Annotated in this window: 25 protein-coding genes and 1 other annotated feature; of the genes, 12 read left to right on the top strand and 13 right to left on the bottom strand. The window is 37.9% G+C overall.

Annotation, left to right across the window (positions count from 1 at the left end; genetic code table 11):
• Nucleotides 1–15: 15 nt before the first annotated feature.
• Nucleotides 16–510 (bottom strand): lactoylglutathione lyase family protein, encoded by a 495-nt coding sequence (locus tag ABE65_RS05835; protein ID WP_066392318.1) that lies wholly within the window; start codon nucleotides 508–510, stop codon nucleotides 16–18.
• Nucleotides 511–632: 122 nt separating this feature from the next.
• On the opposite strand from ABE65_RS05835, the gene ABE65_RS05830 reads away from it, so the two are divergent.
• Complete coding sequence (locus tag ABE65_RS05830; protein WP_066392317.1) at nucleotides 633–968, top strand: winged helix-turn-helix transcriptional regulator; 336 nt, start codon at nucleotides 633–635, stop codon at nucleotides 966–968.
• A gap of 49 nt (nucleotides 969–1,017) precedes the next feature.
• Here ABE65_RS05830 and ABE65_RS05825 read toward each other — a convergent pair whose 3' ends face one another.
• Nucleotides 1,018–1,866, bottom strand: a complete 849-nt coding sequence (locus ABE65_RS05825) for a DUF2785 domain-containing protein (protein WP_066392315.1) — start codon at nucleotides 1,864–1,866, stop codon at nucleotides 1,018–1,020.
• A 181-nt stretch (nucleotides 1,867–2,047) separates the two neighbouring features.
• On the opposite strand from ABE65_RS05825, the gene ABE65_RS05820 reads away from it, so the two are divergent.
• Complete coding sequence (locus ABE65_RS05820; RefSeq protein ID WP_066392312.1) at nucleotides 2,048–2,569, top strand: DUF6843 domain-containing protein; 522 nt, start codon at nucleotides 2,048–2,050, stop codon at nucleotides 2,567–2,569.
• Nucleotides 2,570–2,786: 217 nt separating this feature from the next.
• Nucleotides 2,787–3,015, top strand: a binding site (T-box leader).
• 84 nt (nucleotides 3,016–3,099) lie between these two features.
• The gene (locus ABE65_RS05815) at nucleotides 3,100–4,467 is read left to right on the top strand and encodes an amino acid permease (RefSeq protein WP_066399817.1); all 1,368 of its coding nucleotides are present in this window, start codon (nucleotides 3,100–3,102) and stop codon (nucleotides 4,465–4,467) included.
• Nucleotides 4,468–4,500: 33 nt separating this feature from the next.
• Here ABE65_RS05815 and ABE65_RS05810 read toward each other — a convergent pair whose 3' ends face one another.
• From ABE65_RS05810 to ABE65_RS05785, 6 genes are all read right to left on the bottom strand, one after another.
• Entirely contained in the window at nucleotides 4,501–5,397 is an 897-nt protein-coding gene (locus ABE65_RS05810) for a DMT family transporter (protein WP_066392311.1), read from the bottom strand.
• The gene (locus ABE65_RS05805; RefSeq protein WP_066392309.1) at nucleotides 5,394–6,725 is read right to left on the bottom strand and encodes an opine metallophore biosynthesis dehydrogenase; all 1,332 of its coding nucleotides are present in this window, start codon (nucleotides 6,723–6,725) and stop codon (nucleotides 5,394–5,396) included. The genes ABE65_RS05810 and ABE65_RS05805 overlap by 4 nt, the downstream gene beginning before the upstream one ends.
• Nucleotides 6,722–7,513: a nicotianamine synthase family protein gene (locus ABE65_RS05800; RefSeq protein ID WP_066392308.1), complete on the bottom strand. Its 792-nt coding sequence runs from the start codon at nucleotides 7,511–7,513 to the stop codon at nucleotides 6,722–6,724. The genes ABE65_RS05805 and ABE65_RS05800 overlap by 4 nt, the downstream gene beginning before the upstream one ends.
• 197 nt (nucleotides 7,514–7,710) lie before the next feature.
• Nucleotides 7,711–8,691 (bottom strand): class F sortase, encoded by a 981-nt coding sequence (locus ABE65_RS05795; RefSeq protein WP_066392307.1) that lies wholly within the window; start codon nucleotides 8,689–8,691, stop codon nucleotides 7,711–7,713.
• A 65-nt stretch (nucleotides 8,692–8,756) separates the two neighbouring features.
• Nucleotides 8,757–10,094 (bottom strand): copper amine oxidase, encoded by a 1,338-nt coding sequence (locus ABE65_RS05790; RefSeq protein ID WP_231887858.1) that lies wholly within the window; start codon nucleotides 10,092–10,094, stop codon nucleotides 8,757–8,759.
• Between the two features lie 189 nt (nucleotides 10,095–10,283).
• The gene (locus tag ABE65_RS05785) at nucleotides 10,284–10,619 is read right to left on the bottom strand and encodes an avidin-fold protein (RefSeq protein ID WP_197480344.1); all 336 of its coding nucleotides are present in this window, start codon (nucleotides 10,617–10,619) and stop codon (nucleotides 10,284–10,286) included.
• A 135-nt stretch (nucleotides 10,620–10,754) separates the two neighbouring features.
• Between ABE65_RS05785 and ABE65_RS05780 the strand changes: the two genes are divergently transcribed.
• Nucleotides 10,755–11,417, top strand: coding sequence for a GNAT family N-acetyltransferase (locus tag ABE65_RS05780; protein WP_066392303.1), 663 nt, complete (start codon nucleotides 10,755–10,757; stop codon nucleotides 11,415–11,417).
• A gap of 22 nt (nucleotides 11,418–11,439) precedes the next feature.
• Here ABE65_RS05780 and ABE65_RS05775 read toward each other — a convergent pair whose 3' ends face one another.
• Together ABE65_RS05775 and ABE65_RS05770 are read right to left on the bottom strand one after the other, a co-directional pair.
• Nucleotides 11,440–12,165, bottom strand: coding sequence for an AAA family ATPase (locus ABE65_RS05775; protein WP_066392302.1), 726 nt, complete (start codon nucleotides 12,163–12,165; stop codon nucleotides 11,440–11,442).
• A gap of 49 nt (nucleotides 12,166–12,214) precedes the next feature.
• Nucleotides 12,215–12,370 carry a hypothetical protein gene (locus ABE65_RS05770; RefSeq protein ID WP_156499127.1) on the bottom strand — a complete coding sequence of 52 codons (156 nt, stop codon included), beginning with the start codon at nucleotides 12,368–12,370 and terminating at the stop codon, nucleotides 12,215–12,217.
• 154 nt (nucleotides 12,371–12,524) lie between these two features.
• On the opposite strand from ABE65_RS05770, the gene ABE65_RS05765 reads away from it, so the two are divergent.
• Together ABE65_RS05765 and ABE65_RS05760 are read left to right on the top strand one after the other, a co-directional pair.
• The gene (locus ABE65_RS05765) at nucleotides 12,525–13,988 is read left to right on the top strand and encodes an MDR family MFS transporter (protein ID WP_066392297.1); all 1,464 of its coding nucleotides are present in this window, start codon (nucleotides 12,525–12,527) and stop codon (nucleotides 13,986–13,988) included.
• 188 nt (nucleotides 13,989–14,176) lie between these two features.
• Nucleotides 14,177–14,590 (top strand): MarR family winged helix-turn-helix transcriptional regulator, encoded by a 414-nt coding sequence (locus tag ABE65_RS05760; protein ID WP_066392295.1) that lies wholly within the window; start codon nucleotides 14,177–14,179, stop codon nucleotides 14,588–14,590.
• A 5-nt stretch (nucleotides 14,591–14,595) separates the two neighbouring features.
• On the opposite strand, the gene ABE65_RS05755 is transcribed toward ABE65_RS05760, so the two are convergent.
• Nucleotides 14,596–15,345 (bottom strand): ZIP family metal transporter, encoded by a 750-nt coding sequence (locus tag ABE65_RS05755; protein ID WP_231887857.1) that lies wholly within the window; start codon nucleotides 15,343–15,345, stop codon nucleotides 14,596–14,598.
• A gap of 167 nt (nucleotides 15,346–15,512) precedes the next feature.
• Here ABE65_RS05755 and ABE65_RS05750 point away from each other — a divergent pair, with 167 nt between their 5' ends.
• Both ABE65_RS05750 and ABE65_RS05745 read left to right on the top strand, forming a co-directional pair.
• Nucleotides 15,513–16,298 (top strand): lipase family protein, encoded by a 786-nt coding sequence (locus ABE65_RS05750; RefSeq protein WP_066392289.1) that lies wholly within the window; start codon nucleotides 15,513–15,515, stop codon nucleotides 16,296–16,298.
• A gap of 252 nt (nucleotides 16,299–16,550) precedes the next feature.
• Nucleotides 16,551–17,171, top strand: a complete 621-nt coding sequence (locus ABE65_RS05745) for a cell wall hydrolase (protein WP_066392287.1) — start codon at nucleotides 16,551–16,553, stop codon at nucleotides 17,169–17,171.
• A gap of 264 nt (nucleotides 17,172–17,435) precedes the next feature.
• Here ABE65_RS05745 and ABE65_RS05740 read toward each other — a convergent pair whose 3' ends face one another.
• The gene (locus tag ABE65_RS05740; RefSeq protein ID WP_066392285.1) at nucleotides 17,436–18,365 is read right to left on the bottom strand and encodes a hypothetical protein; all 930 of its coding nucleotides are present in this window, start codon (nucleotides 18,363–18,365) and stop codon (nucleotides 17,436–17,438) included.
• Nucleotides 18,366–18,565: 200 nt separating this feature from the next.
• Here ABE65_RS05740 and ABE65_RS05735 point away from each other — a divergent pair, with 200 nt between their 5' ends.
• From ABE65_RS05735 to ABE65_RS05720, 4 genes are all read left to right on the top strand, one after another.
• Nucleotides 18,566–18,991, top strand: coding sequence for a DMT family transporter (locus tag ABE65_RS05735; protein ID WP_066392284.1), 426 nt, complete (start codon nucleotides 18,566–18,568; stop codon nucleotides 18,989–18,991).
• 27 nt (nucleotides 18,992–19,018) lie between these two features.
• Nucleotides 19,019–19,723, top strand: a complete 705-nt coding sequence (locus ABE65_RS05730) for a Crp/Fnr family transcriptional regulator (protein WP_066392283.1) — start codon at nucleotides 19,019–19,021, stop codon at nucleotides 19,721–19,723.
• Nucleotides 19,724–19,737: 14 nt separating this feature from the next.
• Nucleotides 19,738–20,238, top strand: coding sequence for a DMT family transporter (locus ABE65_RS05725; protein ID WP_066392281.1), 501 nt, complete (start codon nucleotides 19,738–19,740; stop codon nucleotides 20,236–20,238).
• Between the two features lie 239 nt (nucleotides 20,239–20,477).
• Nucleotides 20,478–21,500: a M14 family zinc carboxypeptidase gene (locus ABE65_RS05720; RefSeq protein WP_153239384.1), complete on the top strand. Its 1,023-nt coding sequence runs from the start codon at nucleotides 20,478–20,480 to the stop codon at nucleotides 21,498–21,500.
• A 64-nt stretch (nucleotides 21,501–21,564) separates the two neighbouring features.
• On the opposite strand, the gene ABE65_RS05715 is transcribed toward ABE65_RS05720, so the two are convergent.
• Nucleotides 21,565–22,218, bottom strand: a complete 654-nt coding sequence (locus ABE65_RS05715) for a C40 family peptidase (protein WP_066392276.1) — start codon at nucleotides 22,216–22,218, stop codon at nucleotides 21,565–21,567.
• Between the last annotated feature and the right edge of the window lie 222 nt (nucleotides 22,219–22,440).

Below are 22,440 nucleotides of genomic sequence, written 5' to 3'. Positions count from 1 at the left end.
CGGTTCTTAAGTTTATTAGTAAGCTCCCTGAGAATAGGTAAGCTCATAGCTATGTGTATAGATTTCAAAGATATTGCCGAATGGATCTTCTACATATACCATTTTATATGGTTTTTCGTTCGGATAATACTCACGAATCGGCATGCGCTGCTTGCCGCCATATTCTTTAATTTTCTCAACGATCCCTTCGATGTCAGGGTCTTGGATACAAAAGTGGAACAAACCTGTCTTCCAGTACTCGAAATTGTTTTCCGGCTTTTCGTTATGAGGAAACTCGAACAGTTCAACTCCGATCTTGTCACCTGTAGCTAGATGAGCAATTCGGAAAGTTTCCCAGTCATCACCGAATACATCACGGCACATTTGTCCGATCGGTGTATCATCATTCTCTACATCAGAAGGCTCCATGATAACGTACCACCCGAATACCTCTGTATAAAATTTTATGGCTTCTTCTAAATTTGGCACGGATAAACCAATATGAGAGAATGTTCTTGGATAGATTGGCATAATCGTATTCCTCCTTTTATTTTTGATTACAGGAATCATTATACCCAGACATACTTCGCGTATGTAAGAACGCACTTTAAAGTGACATACTATCCTTAAGGTAAGAAAGGACGTTTATGCTCATGAAGATATCAACACATGATGATGGTAAATTAAAATGTTCGATCGAATATACATTGCAAAAAATCGGTGGTAAATGGAAAACAGTTATTCTATGGCACTTAGCTGTGGATGGTACATTGCGGTACAACGAATTAAGAAGTATGCTGACGGGTGTTACACATAAAGTGTTATCGCAGCAATTAAAGGAATTAGAAGAAGAAGGCTTTGTTGATCGAAAATCATATAATACGGTTCCACCAAGAGTTGAATATTCATTGACTTCATTTGGCTCAACCTTACTGCCCATCTTAAAACAGATGCATGATTGGGGAACAGAGCATGGAGATTTGGCATAACAAAAGGAGGCTCAGCGCACTTGACCAAAAGCTGCCTCCTTTAGATTGTTTAAATTTGTGATAAGCTTTTTCGAATAGTTTGTTGTAGTGAAACACATAGCAGATCATCACTAACCCCTATGAAGAGGCTTTTTAATAGTGATTTACAGTTAGCCATCACAAACCAGTACTTTTCAGATGACAATTCTTCTTTTTGAGATTTTAAAAGACCGGGAATACTTTCAACAAATTGGTTTAATTCTTCTAATCCAACCTCTTTTTTCAGCATGGCAAGAACAGCTGTAACAACGCGCTCATCTTCTCCATGCAAAAAACCATTCGGTGTCGTACAATATTTTTTCAAAAGCACTTCGACGATAGAAAAGTATTCAACTTCAGCAATTTTTTCACTTTTGATCAGTTCATCGCACGTATCCGCCACATGAGCAATGCTGTGTGCCCAACCTTTTACGGGTACATAACCCCTAACATCTCGTTCCAATTCTATGTACTTTTTGATTTCATTTTTCACTTCAATAAGTGTTTCTTTTGAAAGAAAGTTCACTTCAATATCTTTATGGATAATTACAGCGATTAATATCGTCGTGAAAGCTCGTGTGAAAACAGAATCTGTCCCACTTTCGCCTATTCCTTTAAATAAAAGGTGTTTTAAACTATAATCTAGAAGTTTCTTTACTGTCTCGTAGTCGAGCTGATTGTGGATAATTGACATATAAAACGATCGGTAAACCATCTCTCTCAGATCACTATTTGGTGACCCAATATGAAGGATCATAGCATCCAAAACAACTTCCTGATCCACATCTTCCCATGTCTTTTCTTTGTTATTTATAGAAGTTAAGAGTGCTAACAATTCGGTTCCTTCTACGATTGTGTTGCTTTGAAACAATGTCGCCATTATCTTTATCCCCCATTTTCTAATCTATCTTTTTCATTATACAAAAAGAAGGAATAATAAAGGTTATATTTTGGAAAAATTTGTTTAACTCGTTACAATTCTGTGGAAAGCTTGTTAGTTGTTATTGGAATTTTGGATACAATGATACAATAAAGAAAATGAATTGAAAGAGTGAATGCGATTGAAAAAATATATAATTGTTGCGATATCCCTATTGTTTTTAGCAGGCTGTAGCTTTAATAAACAAGAGACTACAAACAATATCTTTTTGATTCCAGAAGGTTTTGAAGGCTCTATTTTTACGTTTTATAACATGCCTGACGAACCCCCGTTAAAAAAAGAAGATGATTATACGGTTATTCCAGTTAAAGAGAAAACTTTGGATGTGTTAAAAGATACGGAGATCAGTCAGTATGGCGTTTCATTCACGTCAACGAAGGATATGATCTATGGGGTTGTGAATGATAAATATTATTACGTTGATAAAAACGGAAAACGAAAAGAAATCAACGATCAGTGTATCAGTCTTGGATCGAACGGTGGTTTTTCCGGCAAAAACGGTGAAGACATTAAGTATTCTGTTATTCAAGTAACTTCTTCTAGCTGTGGTCCTTCGTTTAAAGAAAACGGAAGAAATGATTTTAATGCGCAAGTGAACCATGTAGGAAAATATTATTTTCAAAAGCTAGCTATAAAGAAATAAGTTATGGTGCTGGGGGATTACAAAACCTTCTGCACCCTTTTTTTATCTATGATTCTTCACCTCATGACATGTTAAGAACAGCTAGAAATAACTTCAGAAAATGAATAAATGATACCGTTTTCATACTGCCTTGTGCTGTTTCATTTAAAATTTTTGTGTTGACAAGCCCAAGATACAGCCTTTATAGTAATCCATATTATTCTGAATAATCATTTTGATAAAAGCAACGAACGGGAGTAGTAAAAGTCTTTTTGTGGTATAGAGAGCTGCGGGTTGGTGGAACGCAGTCTACGAAAACTTTGAACTCGCCCTGGAGCAGCAAAACAAAAAGAACGCGTTCTCTATGTTTTGACGACTAACCTTCGTTAACAGGTTCTACAAGCAGGATTCTATGACGAATCAACAAGAGTGGTACCGCGGTCAGCCAAAGGCTTATCGTCTCTTTTCTCACAACTGAGATCAGAGATGGTAAGCCTTTTTTTGTTATTTGTTTTATAGATTCTAATATCACTTTAGGAGAGGTTATGAAGATGAAAAAAACCACAGAGAACTTACAACGAACGATGACTTCTCGTCATATTATGATGATGGCTCTTGGTGGCAGTATCGGAGCGGGACTTTTTAAAGGAAGCAGTGCCGCTATTGATACAGCAGGTCCTTCCGTTGTTCTAGCCTATTTAATCGGTGGAATCATCTTATTATTTGTGATGCAAGGTTTAGCAGAGATGGCTGTTCAAAACAGTGGTGCCCGAACGTTTCGTGACCTTGTTCAATCCGTATTAGGCATGTTCCCCGCTTATTTTCTTGATTGGATCTATTGGAAGATGTGGGTGTTAAACATTGCGGCAGAAGCTGTAGTAGCAGCGATTTTTCTTCAATATTGGTTTCCTGATACCCCAATTTGGATGCTAGCTTTTTTAGTCTCAATCGCCGTTACGATCGTAAATCTGTTATCCGTTAAAATATTTGCTGAAACGGAGTATTGGTTAGCCCTTATTAAGATCAGTGTCATCGTCATCTTTATTCTTTCAGGACTTTTGCTTTTATTCGTATCGTTTGGTGGCCATGCTGCACCGAACTTCACGAACTTAACAGATCAAGGAGGTTTCTTCCCGAACGGTTCAGCCGGTCTTATGACAGCTATGTTAGTGGTGATTTACTCGTATGGTGGAACGGAGATTATCGGTGTAACCTTAGCTGAAACGAAGAATCCAGAAAAAGTAGTACCAAAAGCTGTTCGCAGTACATTAACTCGCATCATAGCCTTTTACTTGTTTCCGTTCTTTATCATTGTTGGTTTAATTCCTTGGGACCAAGTAAACGGTGTGAATGAAAGTCCTTTTGTTATGGTGTTTCAGATGATTGGAATTCCTGGTGCTGATCATGTAATGAATGGTGTGATTCTGCTTGCGATCATCTCATCGATGAACTCAGGCTTATACGGTTCATCACGTGTGTTATATACGCAAGCCGTTGACGGTCGAGTTCCTGGGATTTTCGCACGACTTTCATCTAAGAAAGTTCCATTTATCGCTATTCTCATGTGTACAGCTTCTCTATATGCAGGTGTACTTATTTCTATTTTTGCAGGAGACAAAACCTTTAACTATCTTATGGGTTCACTCGGCTATACTGTATTATTCATTTGGTTGATCATTTCCTTCGCTCATTTGAAATCAAGAAAAAACAATGAACAGTTATCGGGTTATTATGTAAAATGGTTTCCTTATACAACTTGGGTTGCGATTCTATCTTTATTTGCAATACTAATCGGAATCGTGCTCACAACTTCTGTTATTATCACTGGCGTAACATTAGGAATTTATTTGCTGATAAGCGCGACTTATATGTTTAGAAGAAAATCACTCAATACAAAAATAGAAAAGGTTGCAAGTTAACAAAAGAAAACGCTCTTGACCGAGCGTTTTCTCTTACCTTTTAGCATTTGTATTCATCACTAATTTATTTACCCTTAGTTTATCTATCTTTGCTTCCAATGATCGTCTACGAGATAAGAAGATGCATGAAGCAATAATTAACATACCTCCTAGAATCGTTTGACCATCTGGAATCTCTGACCAGAATAAAAAGCCCCAAAAAGCGTTAAAGACGATTCCAATGTAACGGGTAACCTCGACAACAATAACATTTTCATGCGTAAATGCACTTGTTAAGAATAGCTGTCCTACTAAAGATACAACTCCGATACAGATCAGATAAAACAGTTCTAATGGTGAAGGTATTACAAATTGGTTCCACATTAAAGGTATACTAACTATTGTTGCTGTAGCGAGAAAATAAAATACGATTTCATAAGCATGATGTCTGCTGCTTAAATAGCGTATAGAAGTGGCTGCACAAGCTGCGAAAAAAGCACTTCCTACACCAATTAGCGCATACATGGAATAGGACGAGAATTCTTGTGGTTTAATCAGCAAGAAAGCCCCTGCTAACACGACAGGAAGAATATAGAGAAGCGTTTTCGTTAGCTTTTCTTTTAAAAACAAACCTGCTAATACTACGGCAAAAATTGGAGACAAATGAGCTAGAATACTCGCATCTGCTAACGGTATTTTAGCGATTGTATAAAAATAAGCTAAAAGATACAACGCCCCAAAGACTCCTCGAACCATAAGCATCGGTACACCCGTTTTTGAAAAGGCTACCTTTTTCTTTTTCATAATAATAAAGATGATAATTGTGCCTATCAAACTTCTAAAGAATACACTTTCTGAATAAGGAATCGTTAAACTTACTGCCTTAACGAGAGCGTTCATAATACTGAAAATAAAGGAAGACAGAATGGCGAGCCAAACACCGTTCTTCATTGTAATTGCCTCTTTCTTTCCTTCATGATGTTTGTTACTTCTCCCAAGGAAGATTCTCTTCTTGCTTCGATTATTGACTCTTTTATTCCTAACAGAGATTCAATCTGCTCACACTCTGATTCGAAACTTTTGATGAGTCTTTTCATCTCAGGCATTGGAATTCCTGAATTCTCTGCAAGTCCATGGATCACGATCAACTTTTGATAATCTTCAAACGGTATCCTGGGGATAGACCACACTCCCTTATTTTCTTCTTCTGCTTTTTTAAAGGGAACTGCTGAGAATTCAAAGTATCTTCCCTCATGATCGGGCTCTGAAAATGGGTCGATTAGAATAGAAGCATAGCGTATATACATCAGATACTCCTGTTTGACCGCCTCGTATTCTGAAAAATCATCAATGTCCTCTCTTTGGATGCATTCTGTTGGAACTGGATAATTATCGTCATTTAAAAACTGTAATAAATTGATCGGTTTTGCTCCCAATTCATTCATTAATGTAGCAATCTCTTTCCAGAGCCTCACCATTATTCTTATTCTTTGTGGTGTGATAGGACCTTCAGGAAACAACTTATACATATATTTCTTATCGTTACTATGAAGGCCGAATATTTCATTTAAAGTAAATCTATTTAAGAAAAAAGCAGGATGCACATATGTTGTTATATTTCTGCATTCTGCATCGAGAGGGTGGTCGACGATCTCCCCATCGATATTCATTGATTTTAAAAATTCTTGCAGTGTATTTACCATACGGCTTTTAAGATTTGATGAACCTAGATAAATACGTTTTTTATATGCCTTCGTATGAGCCTTTATAGCAGAGTTAAGAGATTTAGTAGCAGCAAAATATGTTGACATGCTGATCACTTCAACTGTTTCTTTTAACAGCAAATTTTTCACGAGATCGTTTGAACCGATGTTGGGAGCTAGCAAAACTATGGTTCTTACGCGCTTTAAATCAGCAGTCTGTAGTGACTCAATTACGTTTGCATAGCTCGTACAGGGAGTTGCAAGAATAACCGTATCCCATTCATCAGATAGTTGAGATACGTCATCCAAAAAACAATCCACCTTTGTCGTCAATTCTGCCTCTTTACCCTGAATAGTAAGAGCCATTTCAAACTTATTTAGATTCAGTTCTCTTTTAATCCGTTCTGCACGAGCACCTGGCCGATTATACAATCCTATTCTTTCACTAAAGCCAGCATTGAAAAGCTGGACAGCTGTTTGGATGGCAGCTGGTCCAACTCCTGCTATTAGAATATTCCCGAGATCTTTAGAACTTTTTGTATCCACGTTTCCCTCACTTCCTTTACTTCCATTCATGCGTTAACCTTCTCTAAGACCATCGTGTCATAAATACCACCTGTTCGTTTAACGCTCTGCAGTTTCCAGTCTTTCGTTAGGTTCATTTCTAACGAATAGTTAAATATTGATTTTAAACCGTTTCCGTATCTGAGAATCACTTTTGTATGAGGCTGTAATAAATCCTTTAGTTCATCCAGTACTTCCCATTTATTTCTGACAAGTGAAGCGATTAAGACATGAGTTGTATTCTTGGCAAAGGGAACGTCGTTTAGAACAGATTTAGAGAATCTGACGTTTTCTTGTAAGCCTGTAATCTCAGAGACTTTTCTTCCCATCTCGACCGCTTCTTCATCAATGTCTATACAATGAACTTCAGCATTCTTCTCACTCGCGATCGTGAGAGCAGAAATAGGAAACGCTCCAGAACCTATAAATAATACCTTAGAGTTCTCATTGATATGTAATTCGTCCAATTCATGTTTCACAGTTTGAGAGAGTGTAGTTATGTATTCACTTGCATTCAATTGATGGTTACATGTACGCACACTTTGATATTTTTCCATGTCACAGAGTGCTTGTACAGAAGCTTCCCGGAGCTTTTCAGACAGTGACATAATATCCTTGTCTTCTCCCCATTCCTGCCATCGGTGCAGGTTTATCGGATCTGTCATAAAATGGTGAAGACTATCCAGCTTTACTTTTAATAACTCGTAACACTCATCACATTCTTTGGCAAACTTTGAAAGTTCATTGATCTCATACTCGGTAACTTTCAAAGATAGTAGTAATTCAAATCTCTCTTTCACTCGTACCTCCATATAAAATTTTGTAAATCGTAATTATTACGATTTGATTTTTATATACTATCATCACTCTATAAAATGAGTCAATATATAATAAATAAAGCCCCATATTGGATATCCTTATAATTTTTTCTATATCACAAAAGAGTGAAACACAAAAAAGCACTGCAAAATGCTGCAGTGCCAAAAGTTTAATAGATTTATTTAACCTTAGAGATATTGGAAGGTTTTGATTCTGTTCCTAAAGTATCAATCGATGTTACATAGTAAAAGTATTCTTCTGCATTTTGATCTGTATAATTCTTTCTTTCGTGAGCAGAAATACTTCCGACTTGTTCGTATTTTCCGTCTTTCTTTTCACTTCTATAAATTCTGTAACCAACAATATTATCCTTACGAACCGCGTGCCAAGTCACAAAGCTTCCGTTCACTTCCACATTGTCTGGAGCTTCAGGAGGTGTAACTGGTTCTTTAACTTTTTCTTGCTGTAACTCAGCAAATACAACAAGTCTTTCTTCGTGTGTTCCTTCTTTTCGATCAAAAACACCTGAGCAAGTAATCAGATTTAAGTTTTGACCACTAGAAGTTTGGAAGATCTCATTAATTGGAGCTGAGTTTCTTTGATAGCTTTTTTGTTTTTTAACCACAAAAGTAAGTGCTGCCCCATTTTTATCCGTTACTATGATTTCATCACCCTGCTTTAGATTCTTAAGATTAAAGAAAATAGCCGGCCCCGTTTTGCTATCAACATGTCCTGCCAAAACTGAGCTTCCCCTGCCACCAGGTTTTGCGCCCGGTTCGAACCAACCAACGCTATTGATATCTTCTGGTACACCCATTTGTCCGTTTTCTAAAATTCCTACCTGTTCGATTGGTGCCTTCACATCGATTGATGGAATCTCAATTTGGACTGGGATGATACCTTTCTTTTCCGCAGATTCTTTTGCTTGAGCTTCAGTCAGCTTTTTTACTTCGGACTTCAAAAGAGTGAACTCTTTTGTTAAAGGGCTCTTATTATCCTCAGATGCTTGTGTTGTATCATCCAATATGGATTTTTTAAGCTCTCCGGTTTGGGATTCTTTTTGTAATGGAGATGCTTGAGATGGAAAGATTCCATAATTGTAAGCTGCCAGGACAAAACAAATCAGACTGCAGATGGAGAGAAAGATAATTTTTTTCATGTGAACAATGCACCTCTTTTATAAAAAAAGAAGAGAGGTTTCCCCCCTCTTCTTATGTGGTTTTATTATTGGTTCATAGATTTTCTTCTGAATAAGAACAGTGCTGAGATTGCTAATAGTGATCCTAGACCAGTTAGAGCAATCGCAGAAGTGGATGTTGAATCACTTGCACCACCGAATCCTGTTTTCGGCATATCTGATGGCATTTCACTTCCTGCAAACTTATCTGGCATTTGAGTTACAATCGCGCCACCCAACGCTTGACCTACACCAAACATATATTTGTACCCTTCACGGAATGATGCGTATGATGCATCATAATCTCCTGCAACGTATTGATCAAATGTTTGTCTCACTAAGTCTTCATGGGCTTTAATTGCTTTTTCAGCATCAGCAGCTGGCAAGTTTTCAGCCGTTGCCGCTCCTAAGAATGCACCAAAATCCATCGCAAACTGATCAAGTTTTGCTTTTGCTTCTTTTGCTTTTGCTTCGTCACCTTCTAGTGTTGCTGCAACGATTTCGGATTGTGCATTAATATGGTTTCCTTGCCATACCTTTTCAAACTGAGCTGCTCCTTCTTCACCATAGATAGAAGCGATAGCTGCTTTGAAATCAGCTGTATGAGCATCTTCAGCCCAGCTTACAAAATCATAGTCTTCTTTCTGATCAAATCCTTTTTGCATACCTGTAGCTGCTAGCGCAAAGTGTTCTGCAGCTAAGCTGTTTAATGCCGAACGAAGATCTGCTGCAGGAGTATCGGATTTCGTATTCTCAAATTTTTCAGGCATCTGTGTAGTAATAGCTCCTGATAAAGCATCACTGATTACATACATGTGTTTATATCCTTCACGGAATGTTTCGTTTGCTTCTTTATAATCGCCTTCCACGTAATTATCAAAAACTTCTAACACTTGAGCTTCGTGCACTTTTACTGCTTCTGTGGCAGCTTCTTTTGGAAGTTTACCTTCTGTTGCTGTACTTAAGAAAGTGGAGAACTCCTCAACGAATTCCGCTACTTCTTTTTCAGCATCTGCTCGAGCATTTTTATCTTTATCTTTCGCTGCATTTACAAGATCATCTGTGTAGTTGTTATGTTCTCTAAAGATTCTTTCGAATTCAGCTGCTCCTTCTTCACCATATACAGATGCAATTGCAGGTGTCATATCTAGAGCGTTCTGATCTAGAGCTTTGTTTGCTGCCTCAGCATCTTTAGCTCCATCGTATGATTTGGTCATAGCTGTAACGGCTAAGACAAAGTGTTCAGATAATAGATAATCCAAGTCAGCTCTTAACTGAGAAGCTGGAGTGTTCACCGTTGGTTTCTCAGCTGCTTGTACATTTCCAGCAGTAGGAATTAGTAAGGATACGCTTAATGCGGGTACGATTAATTTTTTCAAGTTCATTATAAGTTCTCTCCCTTGTCTCTAGAAATTTTTGAAGTTAGCTAACTTTCTTATCTAGATAACGGGAGGTTTTTCAGTTCGGATCACTTTTTTCAACATTTATTTATTATTTTCGAGTTTTGTTGCGCTGTTAGAATGTAAAAATACTTAAAAAATCCCATTATAACAGGATGAACATATAACAGGTAGTTATCTTACTTCTTCAATTGTGGATTCACCAGAGCTCCCCTCAGCCCATCTCCATTTTTCATACAATCTAATCCTTCCATCACTTAAGATCTCAGGTTGAGAAACACATGCCCCACCTTTTATTTCATCAGACGTGTTCACATGATTGTATCTGAAGTTCAAGCTCCCATCTTCATTAGCTATTCCGATTAACGTGCCTTTTAAGATTTCTCCACCCTCGTAGGAAGCTGTCACGATGTTTCCCTCTTGTTTGTAGTGAAAGGTTGTTTGTGAGGATACTTCACCGTTTGAAGAGTTTTGAACAGAAACAAATACTTTTCCATCATAATTAATCATCTTTCAACCACCTTTTTAGAATATTCACATAACTTAACATAGAAGTTGGTTTTTTCACAGTAAATGATATTTATTTGAGTGATGCTTGACTAGGGGACATATCAATGGGCTTCATCATCGGAGGGAGTTTACTTCATGTATGACCACTTAAAAAAACTACAAAAAAAACACCTCAAAAAAGCAACTGAAGTTCTAACGGAGTCGTTTATTGATAATCCGATGTTTGTGTATTTTTTTCCTATCCCGAAGAAAAGAAGAAAAATTTTACGTTCTGTCTTCCCTATGGTCCTTCGAATTCTGCAATCTAACGGCTCATTGTATGTAACGTCTGATCATGTAGAGGGACTCTTTTGTGTATCTCAGCACGGAGAGAAAACAAAGATAGGAAAATTAATACTTGCTGCTCTTTCATGCACCTTTCGCCTACCCGGTGTTCTCATACAATTACCTTTAATCGATTTCCTCAGAAAAGCGAGTCTTTTACAATCATCCAACAGCAAACTTTACTATTATAAGAGTAACTATGAACACTTTCTGTTGGTTGATTCCGTATGCGTAGATCCAACCCACCGACATCAAGGTCACATGACTACTATGATGAGGGCAGCTGTTGCAGAAACCAACCAGAAAAGAACTTTTTGTTTGCTGCAAACAGAAACGATTCAAAACGTGAGAATCTATACGCACTTAGGTTTTTCACTCGTTGAAGAGATTACGAGTGATGAAATCCCCTTCTCTACTTTTGTAATGATCTATGATCCATTCGACTTAACGACAAATAGAGAACTAGATACATAAATGCTAGTTCTCCTTTCAACATTTACTCATCGCCTTTAAGAAGCTCTTTGATCAACTTCTCTCTATTATTTAAAAAGTACTTGGTGACTTGGAAATGGTCTGTAGATTCATAGTCTATGGAAGAAATCTTTTCGTCATCAAAACTTAGGATGTCAGCGTTCGGATAACCTAATAAGATGGGAGAATGAGTAGCAATGATAAACTGCGTATCGCCTTGTGTGGTTAGATCATGCATAATCTTCAAAAAAGTGAGCTGTCTTGAAGGAGAAAGTGCTGCCTCAGGTTCGTCTAGTAAATAGATCGCTTTCCCTTTAAAGCGATTCAAAAACAATGACAGAAAGGATTCACCATGAGATTGTTTGTGAAGAGACCGGCCTCCGTAGTCTCGGAATCCTGTATCGTCCACTTCTTCAAGATGAGTAGCAAAGCTGTAGAACGATTCAGCACGTAAAAAGAACCCGTTCGATACTTTCGGCAACCACGAAAGCCGAACATAATTCCCCAGCTCAGAACCTGAAGCATACACATCGTACATATTGTTTCGACTACCGCCAGCTGTATGAAAGTCGCACTTGTCCGCGATCGCTTCTAAAAGCGTCGATTTCCCTGTTCCGTTCTCTCCTACAAAAAAAGTTACGTTCTTTTTCAGATGTATCTCATCAAGATTGCTGATTACAGGAATAGAGAACGGATACTCTTTAAATGAATGAATATCATCATGCAAAAGCTTAATTCTTTTTAAAAACATTAATATCACCTAGTAAAAGTATAACAAACTCGATCAGCCGTTTACCTCTTCAGTCATAATTTATCCGATTATAATCGTAATCTGTCCAATCTAGACGATAATCTGTCCGTTCTAGAGGATAATCTGTCCAAAGTGTGAGATAATCTGTCCGATCTAAAGCGGAATCTGTCCAATCTAGTACATAATCTGTCCGATTCAGCTTCACGTCTACTCCTTCCCCCTTCCAGCAATACCTCAAGATAGCTAATCCTCCAATGAAGTGATAAACTATTTTCTTGGTTGACCTCTTTTTTTATTATTCATTTAACGAAGTGAACTACTTATGATTTAGCATTCTTTTAATGCCAAGGAGGACAGATATGAGAAAACAAATTATGACCGCTTTATTGCTTGTTACTGTTCTGGCTGCAATGGAAGGTACGATTGTGAGCACTGCCATTCCACGTATTACAAGTGATCTTTCTGGCATTGAACTTGTAAGTTGGGTATACGCGGTGTATATGCTTGCAACAGCGGTTTCGACACCAATCTACGGAAAGCTGGCTGATTTATTTGGCCGAAAAAAGGTAATTCTTGCGGGGATCGTTCTTTTTTTAATTGGATCTGCTCTTTGTGGAATTGCTATGACCATGGAACAACTTATTTTCTATCGCGCGATTCAAGGACTTGGGGCTGGTGCAGTTATGCCGATCACGATGACAATCATCGGAGACCTGTATGCTGAAGCAAAAGAAAGAGCGAAAGCACAAGGCTGGATCTCGGCCGTTTGGGGAGTAGCTGGTGTTTTAGGACCTCTAGCAGGCGGTTTTCTTGTTGATACGCTGTCCTGGCGATATATATTTTTCTTAAATATTCCGTTCGGACTTCTTGCTTTCTTTATGCTCGCAGCGAACTACAAAGAAAACCTTACAAAAGGAAAGCCTTATATCGATTATTGGGGAGCTGTTACGTTTTCTCTTGGTACGATCGCTTTTCTTTATGCCCTGTTAACAGGAAGTCAAACACAGGATTGGAGTAATCCTATCATTATTGGGCTATTTGCAACGGCGATCCTGCTTTATGGACTGTTTGTTTATATTGAAAAAAGATCACCTGAACCACTCATCCCTCTTAACCTTTTCACTAATAAAAGCGTGCTGATCGTCAACTCACTCACATTGATCTCTGGTGCTGTTGTCATCTGTATCACGATCTATCTACCAATCTGGAGTCAAGGTGTGATGGGGAAAACGGCTACACAAGCTGGTTTTGTTCTCATGCCACTTCCAGTCATGTGGACACTAGGTTCACTCGTTGCGGGGAACTTAGTCGGACGGTTAAAGGACAATTGGATTATTACTCTTGGGATTAGCGTCGTAAGTGCGGCCTCACTGCTTTTCTATCTGTTAGACGCTCATTCTCCAACCTACTTAATCTATGTGGCATCGGGTATTTTAGGACTTGGGATGGGGCTTATCACACCTATTTACATGCTTATTATCCAAGCTTCTGTACCCTCGAACAAACGCGGGGTAGCAGTGGCATCTAATACGTTTACCAACACATTCAGCCAAACACTCGGATCAGCTGTGTTCGGTACAATTTTTAACCTAATCACGATTTCTAAAGCTGAAAAAGCAGGACAGAATCTTGACCTCAATGCTTCTTTTGAACATGGTGGTGAACTTCCAAGTAGCCAATTAGGTCAACTTCAAGAAATAATCGCTTCTGGGGTTCATGCGATTTATGGAGTAACTCTCCTATTAACCTTATTTGGGATTGGCGTTTCCTTTCTTCTTTTAAAATACAAGAATGGAGAAACTAAATCTTCTAATGTTGGGTAGTTACCACCTTTTCAGAGTGAATATCCATTTATTCCAATTGAACAACCTATGCACCTATGTTACAGTAGGCACAAGAGTAAACAATGTGAAGAATGATATAGATATCAAACCCATTTTAATGAGACGGCACTTAATAAGAAGTGTCGTCTTTTCTTTTACTTACTTTAATACTTAGGAGAATGATGATAATGACTAAAAACGACAACTATGAGATAGATGAACTGATCAAATATGTAAAAAACTTTAAAGAGTCATTTCTTCATGATGAAAAACTAAACTACCTTCAAATCGAGACCATGATCTATCTGCTTGAAAACCATACACAAACCGTTACCGAACTCGCTGAAAGAATAGACACTACCCCAGCTTCAACTTCTATCATAATTGATCGGCTTGCAAAAAAAGAAATGGTAAACCGCCAATATACAGAATCCGATCGAAGAAAAGTATATGTATCCTTAACAGAGACGGGTTCACAGGAAATCAATAGGTTGTTGATCAAGAAAAACGAGATCATTTCCACATCGCTGTCACCATTAACATCAAAAGAAAAGCTACTATTTACAACTCTAAACGAACTCTTCCAAAAAATGAACGATTAATGATTTTATACCAACATCATGAGTACCGAAAAACCAGCTAATCCTGTTATAAAAGCTATAAAACTGCTTTCCTGATCGTCTGGCAGTTCTTCTTTTAGAACGTTTAATATGATACCTCCTGCTAACAGTGCAACTAGTATAGATACGATCAGTTCATGAACTACGGTTATCGCCCCTATACCCCAACCGATTAAAATCGCAACTGTAAGCCACACTCTTCCATACTTGTCATACTTTTGTTTGTGATCCTTTCTCAGGCCGTAATCATTAGCGACAAAGTGAATGCTCAATGCCATAAAGAAGAAAAGCATCCCCCATTTCGTCTCGTACTCTTCTCTTATGAGTAAATAACCAATAACGGCATTGTAAAGAAAGAATGATGCCATATGTACCCAGAAAACACCAGAAGAAACAGCTACTTCTTCAGAGTTTGACTGTGCGCCTTGTTTCTTTTTAGAATTCTTGACTAAGCGCTCCAGTCCATAAAAAAGGGCAAGACCGAGCACCGCAATTAAGTAGATATGGTCTTCCAAATAGTGACCAATTCCATGATTAAGCCTTTTCCCTACCTTTTGTTGGTAGTGACTCAAATCGGGTAGAAGATGAAGGAAAACATAAGAAACAGCTACTCCTCCTGCAAACGATAAAAACTTACTTTGAAGAGATTTATTTATATAACTCAAGTACTTTGAACATAAATGAACAATAGCGAATCCGATCGCGAATATGAAACTAAGCACAATCTTGGTCATCATGGAGCTCCTCTCCCTCTTGATATCGATACTCCCAACTAGTATGTATCCATCTTCCCGTTCAATAAACAATTAAGAAAAATAGTTAGTTCTCTCAGTGTACACGTCTATACTTGTCCACCCCTTCTCTCATATACTATTAAATCGGATGAGTGAAGGATGTGATGTGTATGAAAAATAAAAAAGAGTTATTCGTCTTTGATGCAGAAATGGCTCTGTTCTTGGCAGTGATGTCTTACAAAGCTTATATCGTCCACGAACTTTGTACGATAGAATTACCAAGTCATTATCAGATGAAACATGAAATTATTACAGATTCAGGAGAGATATTTGGTTTTATTGCTGAGTCAGAAGATTTCCTAGTAGTCGCTTTTAGGGGAACGAAGACCATGGATAATGTAAGTTCCTATCTCGATGTAGCTCAAGTTCCCTATACCTATGTTACAGATAGCGGGTTAACTCACCGTGGAATCACTAAAATTTACAGTACGTTTCGAGATGCTCTGTTGGCTGATATCAAACAGCTCTATTCTAATCAAAAAAAGCTCCTCGTAACAGGTCATAGTCTTGGCGGCAGCCTTGCAGCACTTTTTACATTAGATGCAGCAGTGAATACGAATTTTCTTAATCCTATTCTCTATAGTTTTGCAAGTTTACCAATCGCTGATGAAGATTTCACAAAAAAGTTTTATGAAGAAGTAAAGAACAGCATTCGCGTTGTCAATGTACACGATGCCATCTCAAATTGCATGACTCCTCTCTTTTTTAAGAATAAGCCTCTATTAAATCTTCCGATCGGACAAGAATACCAACTTAATTTTAAGAACAGGCGATACATCCAAAACCATAGGATCCTCTGTTATATCCACTTTCTCAGAACGCAATACCCAAATGAATACAAAGAACTCTACAGCAAGTATCCAGGTTTTTTTCCTGATACCTCTCATTGTGAATGATTCCATCCGTTTAACACGTGCTAAATGGGTTTTATTTTTTGTAACAAAGATTCATATCCAATTCATTTGTATACCCTTACGTTCTACAATAAAACGCAACGGATGACGAGTTAGTCATTTTGTAACACGAATTGTCATAATTCCCTACTTTTGAGGTGTATGTCTACACATTAAAAATAGAGAATGTGCTTCATGTCTAAATCATCCTTTATTGATAATATATAGAAATCAAGATAGGGAGGGAGTTATACGATGAGTAATCTACTTAGCAAGTTGGTACTCTTGTTGGTGGTTGTAACTTTTCTATTCGTTCCAACAAAAGTGCAAGCTCATGGACTATTAACTGCAGGAAGTCAGGGTTATGAGGTATCGATCCTACAAGAAAAGCTGAAAGCACTTGGTTTATTCTATGGACCCGTGACAGGTTATTATGGCCCTATTACCGAGAGAGCTGTTACTAACTTTCAGTATGAAACAAATCTTTCTGCAGATGGTGTTGCCGGTCCCGCAACTTTTTTAATGTTACAAGATGTTGAACAGATGGCTCGTGTTGTACATGGTGAAGCCCGTGGCGAATCCTATATAGGAAAAGTTTCCGTTGCGGCTGTCATATTAAATCGTCTAGAAGATCCTGCATTCCCCAACAATGTAAGTAGTGTTATTCATCAAACGAACGCTTTTACGGCCGTTCATGATGGACAATATCATTTACAGCCTTCCAGCTATGCTTATCGTGCAGTATTTGATGCGATGAAAGGCTGGGATCCTACGTATGGATCTGTTTATTATTACAACCCTGAACTTGCAACAAACACGTGGATCTTCTCAAGAACCTCCGTTACGAAGATCGGCAACCATCTTTTTGCGAAATAATGGTTTGAGAAATATGGTGGCTTGAAGAATTTAGGTAGATTTGTCGAAAATCGTTTAAATTATTTTATCCGTGAATATATTGTTGGTTACCGTGAAATTATTGTTGATTACCGTGAAAATAATTGGCATTACCGTGAAATTATTTATTCTTATTTCTTATGTTCCGTTCAGGAAGAACAAATGGTAACTTCTGTCCGTCTAAAGCTTACATGTATACAAAATGGTGTGCCCTTATCCAAAGGCACACCATTGTTATTTCATATTTTATTGAAAAGTTTTACTTACATGCATGAATTCACGATAACCAGAGCGTGTCAGGTGATATGTGTCATCCAACAATCCGTCTCTTATTAAGGAGTTGAGTGTTTCTTCTGGAATAACGTCGATCACTTGATCCATACGTTGATTCAGGTCTTCAAGAGATACGTTTTTGAGCGTGACAGGATTCATCATACGAACGATTCCTTCAATTCGAGAATCTCTTTTTTGGAAAAATTGCGGTGTTTTCTTAAACACATTTTGAATGCGATCTTTAAATTGATTCAACTCTTGTTTCGTGTTGAAGCTTTCTGTTTCTTTCTCTCTGATCTTCTCGTTAAAATATGTCATCTCTTCTTTACTTAACTGAGCACGAGAGAACAGTTCGTTATAGATTTGTGTCTTATCCATCTCGATTTTTGCTAGTTCTTCTTCCTTTATACGCTGAGTTTTCCACATTTCTTCTTCATCTATGATTTCTTTCTCTTCTTCTTTCTCTTCTTCTTTCTCTTCTTCTATTTCTTCCTCGTTTTCCTCAGTTGATTCTTCTACCTCTTCAGATACAAGTATTCTTTCTTCTTTCTCTTCAAAAAGTTCCAATTGTTCTTGATCTGGCTCTTCTTCGACAACAGCAACTGCTGGATTTTTCTCATACGTTTGACTCACTCGCTCTTTGGATGTAAGTGATTCTATCGTCTTTTCTAACTTGCTGACTTTGTTAAAATAAATGAGTGAAATCGATATAGCAAACAACGAGCTAAATACCGAGATAAAGTCTGAAAAGCGGAATACGAATGGCGCTGTTGCAATCTTATAAAAGATCAATAAAGCGAAAGCACCAATGATAATTATCTTTAACCAACTTTCACGATTTTTAAATTCTGCTGATTGTTCATTGTTTTTATTTTTATTTGTTAAACTTTTTAATCGGTTCATATTCTTACCTCTTTCATAGAGATTGTCGTGCAGCTTTTTATTTTAAACGAAATATGTAAAAGAGAAAAGGAAAAGCACCATTTCATCATATAACTATCATGTTGATAACATCCATTTTAACATTTCAGGACATATGTCCTTCCCAACAGATCTACTTCTATTCTTTAATGATTATAGAATTTTTAATGGGAAGTGATGACATGAAAGGAATCATATTTGCTTTTTTAGCTGGTGCTTTTATTACACTCCAAGGGGTCGCGAACGCACGAATCAGCCAGAATATCGGGTCTTGGCAAGCAGCGACGATTACTCAATTGACTGGTTTTATCGCAGCCATTCTAATCGTAGTGATCGTTAAAGATCAAAAATGGAAACAATTTAAAAATGTGCCACCAATTTATCTAACAGGAGGATCCTTTGCTGCAGTCGTAATCTATGGAAATATTTATGGGATCCATTCAATTGGCGTGACGCTTACGATCGCCGTAATCTTAATCTCGCAGCTAGCGATCACATTTTTAATCGATGGCAAAGGCTGGTTTGGTGTATTGAAGAAAGAGATGCAAGTTCCACAATTTATTGGAATTGCGATGATGATCGCAGGCGTTGTCATTTTGAAATTTTAAAGAAGTTTGGGATGAGGTGATTAAACAATGAGAGAAATTCAAGATTCTGAGCTGCTACAGCACTATTTAGAAACCTTTGAAATCAAACCTATACTAAACGATGAACTTCTACCACATCTAACTTTATATAGCTATAATCATGGTGAATTGATCTGTACTCAAGGTGATCCTTATAACCATCTATACTTGTTAGTAAAAGGAAAACTCAAGATCTTCAACACTTCACCTGAAGGCAGAACACTCATTCTTTCATTTAAAACACCTTTGGATGTTGTCGGAGATATTGAATATGTGCAAGGAACGGACTTTATCAATACCGTTGAGGCGGTTTCTGAAGTACATATGATCGCGATTCATCACCGCTGGTTAAAAAAGTTTGCAAGCGATCATACCCCGCTCTTAAAGTTTCTGTTGAACGTGATTACTAAGAAGTTTTACGTAAAATCAAGTTCCTTAAGCTTTAACCTTCTGTATCCGGTTGAAGTGCGTTTTGCGAGCTATCTTCTATCGGTTTGTTTCGATGAAGGAGATGCGTTGTATAGTGGCAAACTGAGTACGAGTCATCTTATAGATGCCGCAAACTTAATCGGAACAAGCTATCGACACCTAAACCGTGTCATCCAACAACTCTCAAAAGAAGGGCTTGTGGAACGACATAAAGGTTTTATAGAAGTGAAGAATCGAGAAGGCTTAAGTGAACTAGCCAATCATCGAAATATTTACGAAAAATAAAAGGAGCGTTCAATATGCTTATCGGCTTACTCTTTGCAATGATGGCAGGCGTACTTGTGGGTCTGCAAAATATATTTAACACACGAGTCAATGACCATGCCGGAACATGGTCCACTACAGCTCTTGTTCTGGGATTAGGCTTTCTAGCGTCAATGACACTAGGTGTTGTTTTTGAAGGAAAAGAATTATTTGTCCTCAAGAATATGGAAACTTGGTTTTGGTTTAGTGGATTAATCGGGGTCGGTGTTGTTGTTTGTTTAGTTCAAGGCACAAAGCTACTTGGTCCAACATTCGCGATCTCTATCGTTCTAACGTCACAACTCGGCTCTGCCCTCATGTGGGATTCGCTCGGTTTGTTCGGTCTTGAGAAGATTCCGTTTACTTCTCAGCAGCTTTTAGGGGTCCTCGTCATTATCGGTGGGGTTATCGTGTTTAAGTTTGGCGGGAGCCGTCAAGAAAAACAAAAAGTTCAATCCATTCAGAGGCATATAAAAGAACAAGTTACGGGGAGATAAACAATCTCTCCTTTTTTTATTTAAATCATGTATCATATCCTACTTATTACCTTCATCACCTCTAATTCCCCACAACTATATCCTCATTCGTATTCTTTAAGATAGGTAGTACCCTCTATTAATTTCCAACCCAGCATACTGTAAACTTAATTTATAGAAAACTTTTTAAAAATTCGAACTATGGAGGTATTACTTTGAAAGTAAAAAGAAAAGTTCTTTCGGTTACGTTGACCGGCTTAATGGCTTTTAGTGCTCTAAATGCTGCTTCTTCACCTGCACAAGCTGTTGGAAATGGCCCAGGTACAGGAAATGGCTCAATACAAACTTCTATTCTACATACTTACGAAGAACTTGTTGATACGTTAAAAACACTTGATGCTAAACAAGATGCAATGAAGCTTGAAGTGATCGGTCAAACGGTAAAAGGGCGAGATATCTATATGGCCAAGTACATATCTAATCCAAGTAATCCCACCATCCTTTTCTTGACTCAACAACATGGTAACGAGCAACTTACAACAGAAGGTGCGTTGGAGTTTATGAAACATCTTGGTACGAATAAAACAAAAGGTTTGTTGAACAATGTAAATGTTTTAGTCATACCGATGCTTAACGCTGATGGTGCAATGGGCGATGTAAACTTTTCTCTGGAAGATTATTTAGCGGATGGTGACCGTCACCTGACTCGTTATAATGCCAATGAAGTCGACTTAAACCGCGAACATGATAAGCCAACTAGTGAAATGGAGCCTGAAGCACGTGTACTCCATGAAAATGTGTTCGCTAAATATAACATTGATTACATGATAGATTTACATCACCAAGGAACGCTAAGCGAAACAGAAGGTCAACTAGTTTCGGGATCTATGCTTTATCCTACTAATGCAAAAGTAAAGCCAGAAGTCGTTGAAAAATCTAAACGATTAGGTGCTGTTGTATTTAATGCTATTCATCATACTGGATGGGGGCATATCGGAAAGTACGATGGTGGTTCTGGTGAAAACATCGGACGTAATGGTGCTGCAGTTCGTTATGACATTTCTACTCTTCTATTTGAAATGCGCGGAATGTCTGACCACTATAGAGAAGATTATGCTCTTGGACAAAAAAGCAATGGCTATTTGATCAAACAGACCGTTATAACATTAGATGCTGCGGTTCGTGCCATTTCAGATGGTTCAATCAACACCACGGATGCTAGTTTCTGGGATACGCTTCCTCAACAAACAAATCGTTCTGGCGAGGTTGAAGAAGACGAGTAAACAGAAGGAAACAGAAATACAACAAAAACACCTCAAAAAATTGAGGTGTTTTTGATTGGTCGTTTTATTCGTAACTTTTTGCTCCAATATAGTTTTCTGACCAGTAAGAGCCGTTAAGCTCCGCTGTTGTTACCCCTTTTGAAGATGAAGCATGTACAAATTGGTCGTTTCCGATATACACTCCAGCATGGCTCGGACCGTCTCCCTCTAGATTAAAGAATACGATATCGCCCACTGCTGGTGAATCAACTTTTGTCCCTTTTGCATAAATGTCATCGACTGTACGAGGCAACTCAACATTCTCTGCTTCATCAAAGATATATTGTAAGTATCCACTGCAATCAAAACCGTCCGGTGATTCTCCACCCCACTGATAAGGTGTTCCTTCGTATTTTTTAGCCACTTCGACGATTGAAGAATTACTTTCTGTAGCATCAATTCCTAGCGATTTAAATGTTTCATCACCAGCGATACCATCCACTGTGATTCCTTTTTCAGCTTGGAATTTCTTTACGGCATCTGTTGTATAATTACCATAATAATCGGTTGTTTTGCTATATGAAAAATATCCTTTTTTGTCTAATGTTTGTTGGAGGTCTTGTACATCTGAATGCTGCGTCCCAGGTTTCAGCGTTTGATCTCCAAGAGCGGCTTCACCTACAATCGGATTAAACGCCACGATACCTGCTATTGCTAATCCTGCTGCTGCTTTTTTCAAAGTAACATCCCCTTTTCTTCATTTAATCTGACCTGTCCCATACTAACAGGCTGACATGACAAAGACATTGTAAGGGGATTACAGCGGCTTAACAATTTTCGGCAAAATGTATGATAAATTACACATTGTAATATTTAAAAAATTTAAGATTTTCAATACATAAAAAAAGAAACAAACAATTTTTTGCACACTGTGGACAAATAGAAGGAAAGAATAATTGTA

The organism is Fictibacillus phosphorivorans, from assembly GCF_001629705.1.
In the GTDB taxonomy this organism is placed as follows: domain Bacteria; phylum Bacillota; class Bacilli; order Bacillales; family Fictibacillaceae; genus Fictibacillus; species Fictibacillus phosphorivorans_A.
The sequence above is the reverse complement of the archived record's forward strand: the minus strand, read 5'-3'. Positions and strand labels throughout refer to the sequence as shown.

Coding starts and splice junctions, on each gene's coding strand:
- ABE65_RS05785 (WP_197480344.1), bottom strand. CDS start 10,619: ATGATTAATTATGATGGAAAAGTATTTGTTTCTGTTCAAAACTCTTCA.
- ABE65_RS05780 (WP_066392303.1), top strand. CDS start 10,755: ATGTATGACCACTTAAAAAAACTACAAAAAAAACACCTCAAAAAAGCA.
- ABE65_RS05740 (WP_066392285.1), bottom strand. CDS start 18,365: ATGAACCGATTAAAAAGTTTAACAAATAAAAATAAAAACAATGAACAA.
- ABE65_RS05750 (WP_066392289.1), top strand. CDS start 15,513: ATGAAAAATAAAAAAGAGTTATTCGTCTTTGATGCAGAAATGGCTCTG.
- ABE65_RS05730 (WP_066392283.1), top strand. CDS start 19,019: ATGAGAGAAATTCAAGATTCTGAGCTGCTACAGCACTATTTAGAAACC.
- ABE65_RS05765 (WP_066392297.1), top strand. CDS start 12,525: ATGAGAAAACAAATTATGACCGCTTTATTGCTTGTTACTGTTCTGGCT.
- ABE65_RS05760 (WP_066392295.1), top strand. CDS start 14,177: ATGACTAAAAACGACAACTATGAGATAGATGAACTGATCAAATATGTA.
- ABE65_RS05830 (WP_066392317.1), top strand. CDS start 633: ATGAAGATATCAACACATGATGATGGTAAATTAAAATGTTCGATCGAA.
- ABE65_RS05755 (WP_231887857.1), bottom strand. CDS start 15,345: ATGATGACCAAGATTGTGCTTAGTTTCATATTCGCGATCGGATTCGCT.
- ABE65_RS05720 (WP_153239384.1), top strand. CDS start 20,478: ATGGCTTTTAGTGCTCTAAATGCTGCTTCTTCACCTGCACAAGCTGTT.
- ABE65_RS05795 (WP_066392307.1), bottom strand. CDS start 8,691: ATGAAAAAAATTATCTTTCTCTCCATCTGCAGTCTGATTTGTTTTGTC.
- ABE65_RS05725 (WP_066392281.1), top strand. CDS start 19,738: ATGCTTATCGGCTTACTCTTTGCAATGATGGCAGGCGTACTTGTGGGT.
- ABE65_RS05790 (WP_231887858.1), bottom strand. CDS start 10,094: ATGAACTTGAAAAAATTAATCGTACCCGCATTAAGCGTATCCTTACTA.
- ABE65_RS05735 (WP_066392284.1), top strand. CDS start 18,566: ATGAAAGGAATCATATTTGCTTTTTTAGCTGGTGCTTTTATTACACTC.
- ABE65_RS05745 (WP_066392287.1), top strand. CDS start 16,551: ATGAGTAATCTACTTAGCAAGTTGGTACTCTTGTTGGTGGTTGTAACT.
- ABE65_RS05825 (WP_066392315.1), bottom strand. CDS start 1,866: ATGGCGACATTGTTTCAAAGCAACACAATCGTAGAAGGAACCGAATTG.
- ABE65_RS05815 (WP_066399817.1), top strand. CDS start 3,100: ATGAAAAAAACCACAGAGAACTTACAACGAACGATGACTTCTCGTCAT.
- ABE65_RS05835 (WP_066392318.1), bottom strand. CDS start 510: ATGCCAATCTATCCAAGAACATTCTCTCATATTGGTTTATCCGTGCCA.
- ABE65_RS05775 (WP_066392302.1), bottom strand. CDS start 12,165: ATGTTTTTAAAAAGAATTAAGCTTTTGCATGATGATATTCATTCATTT.
- ABE65_RS05810 (WP_066392311.1), bottom strand. CDS start 5,397: ATGAAGAACGGTGTTTGGCTCGCCATTCTGTCTTCCTTTATTTTCAGT.
- ABE65_RS05805 (WP_066392309.1), bottom strand. CDS start 6,725: ATGAATGGAAGTAAAGGAAGTGAGGGAAACGTGGATACAAAAAGTTCT.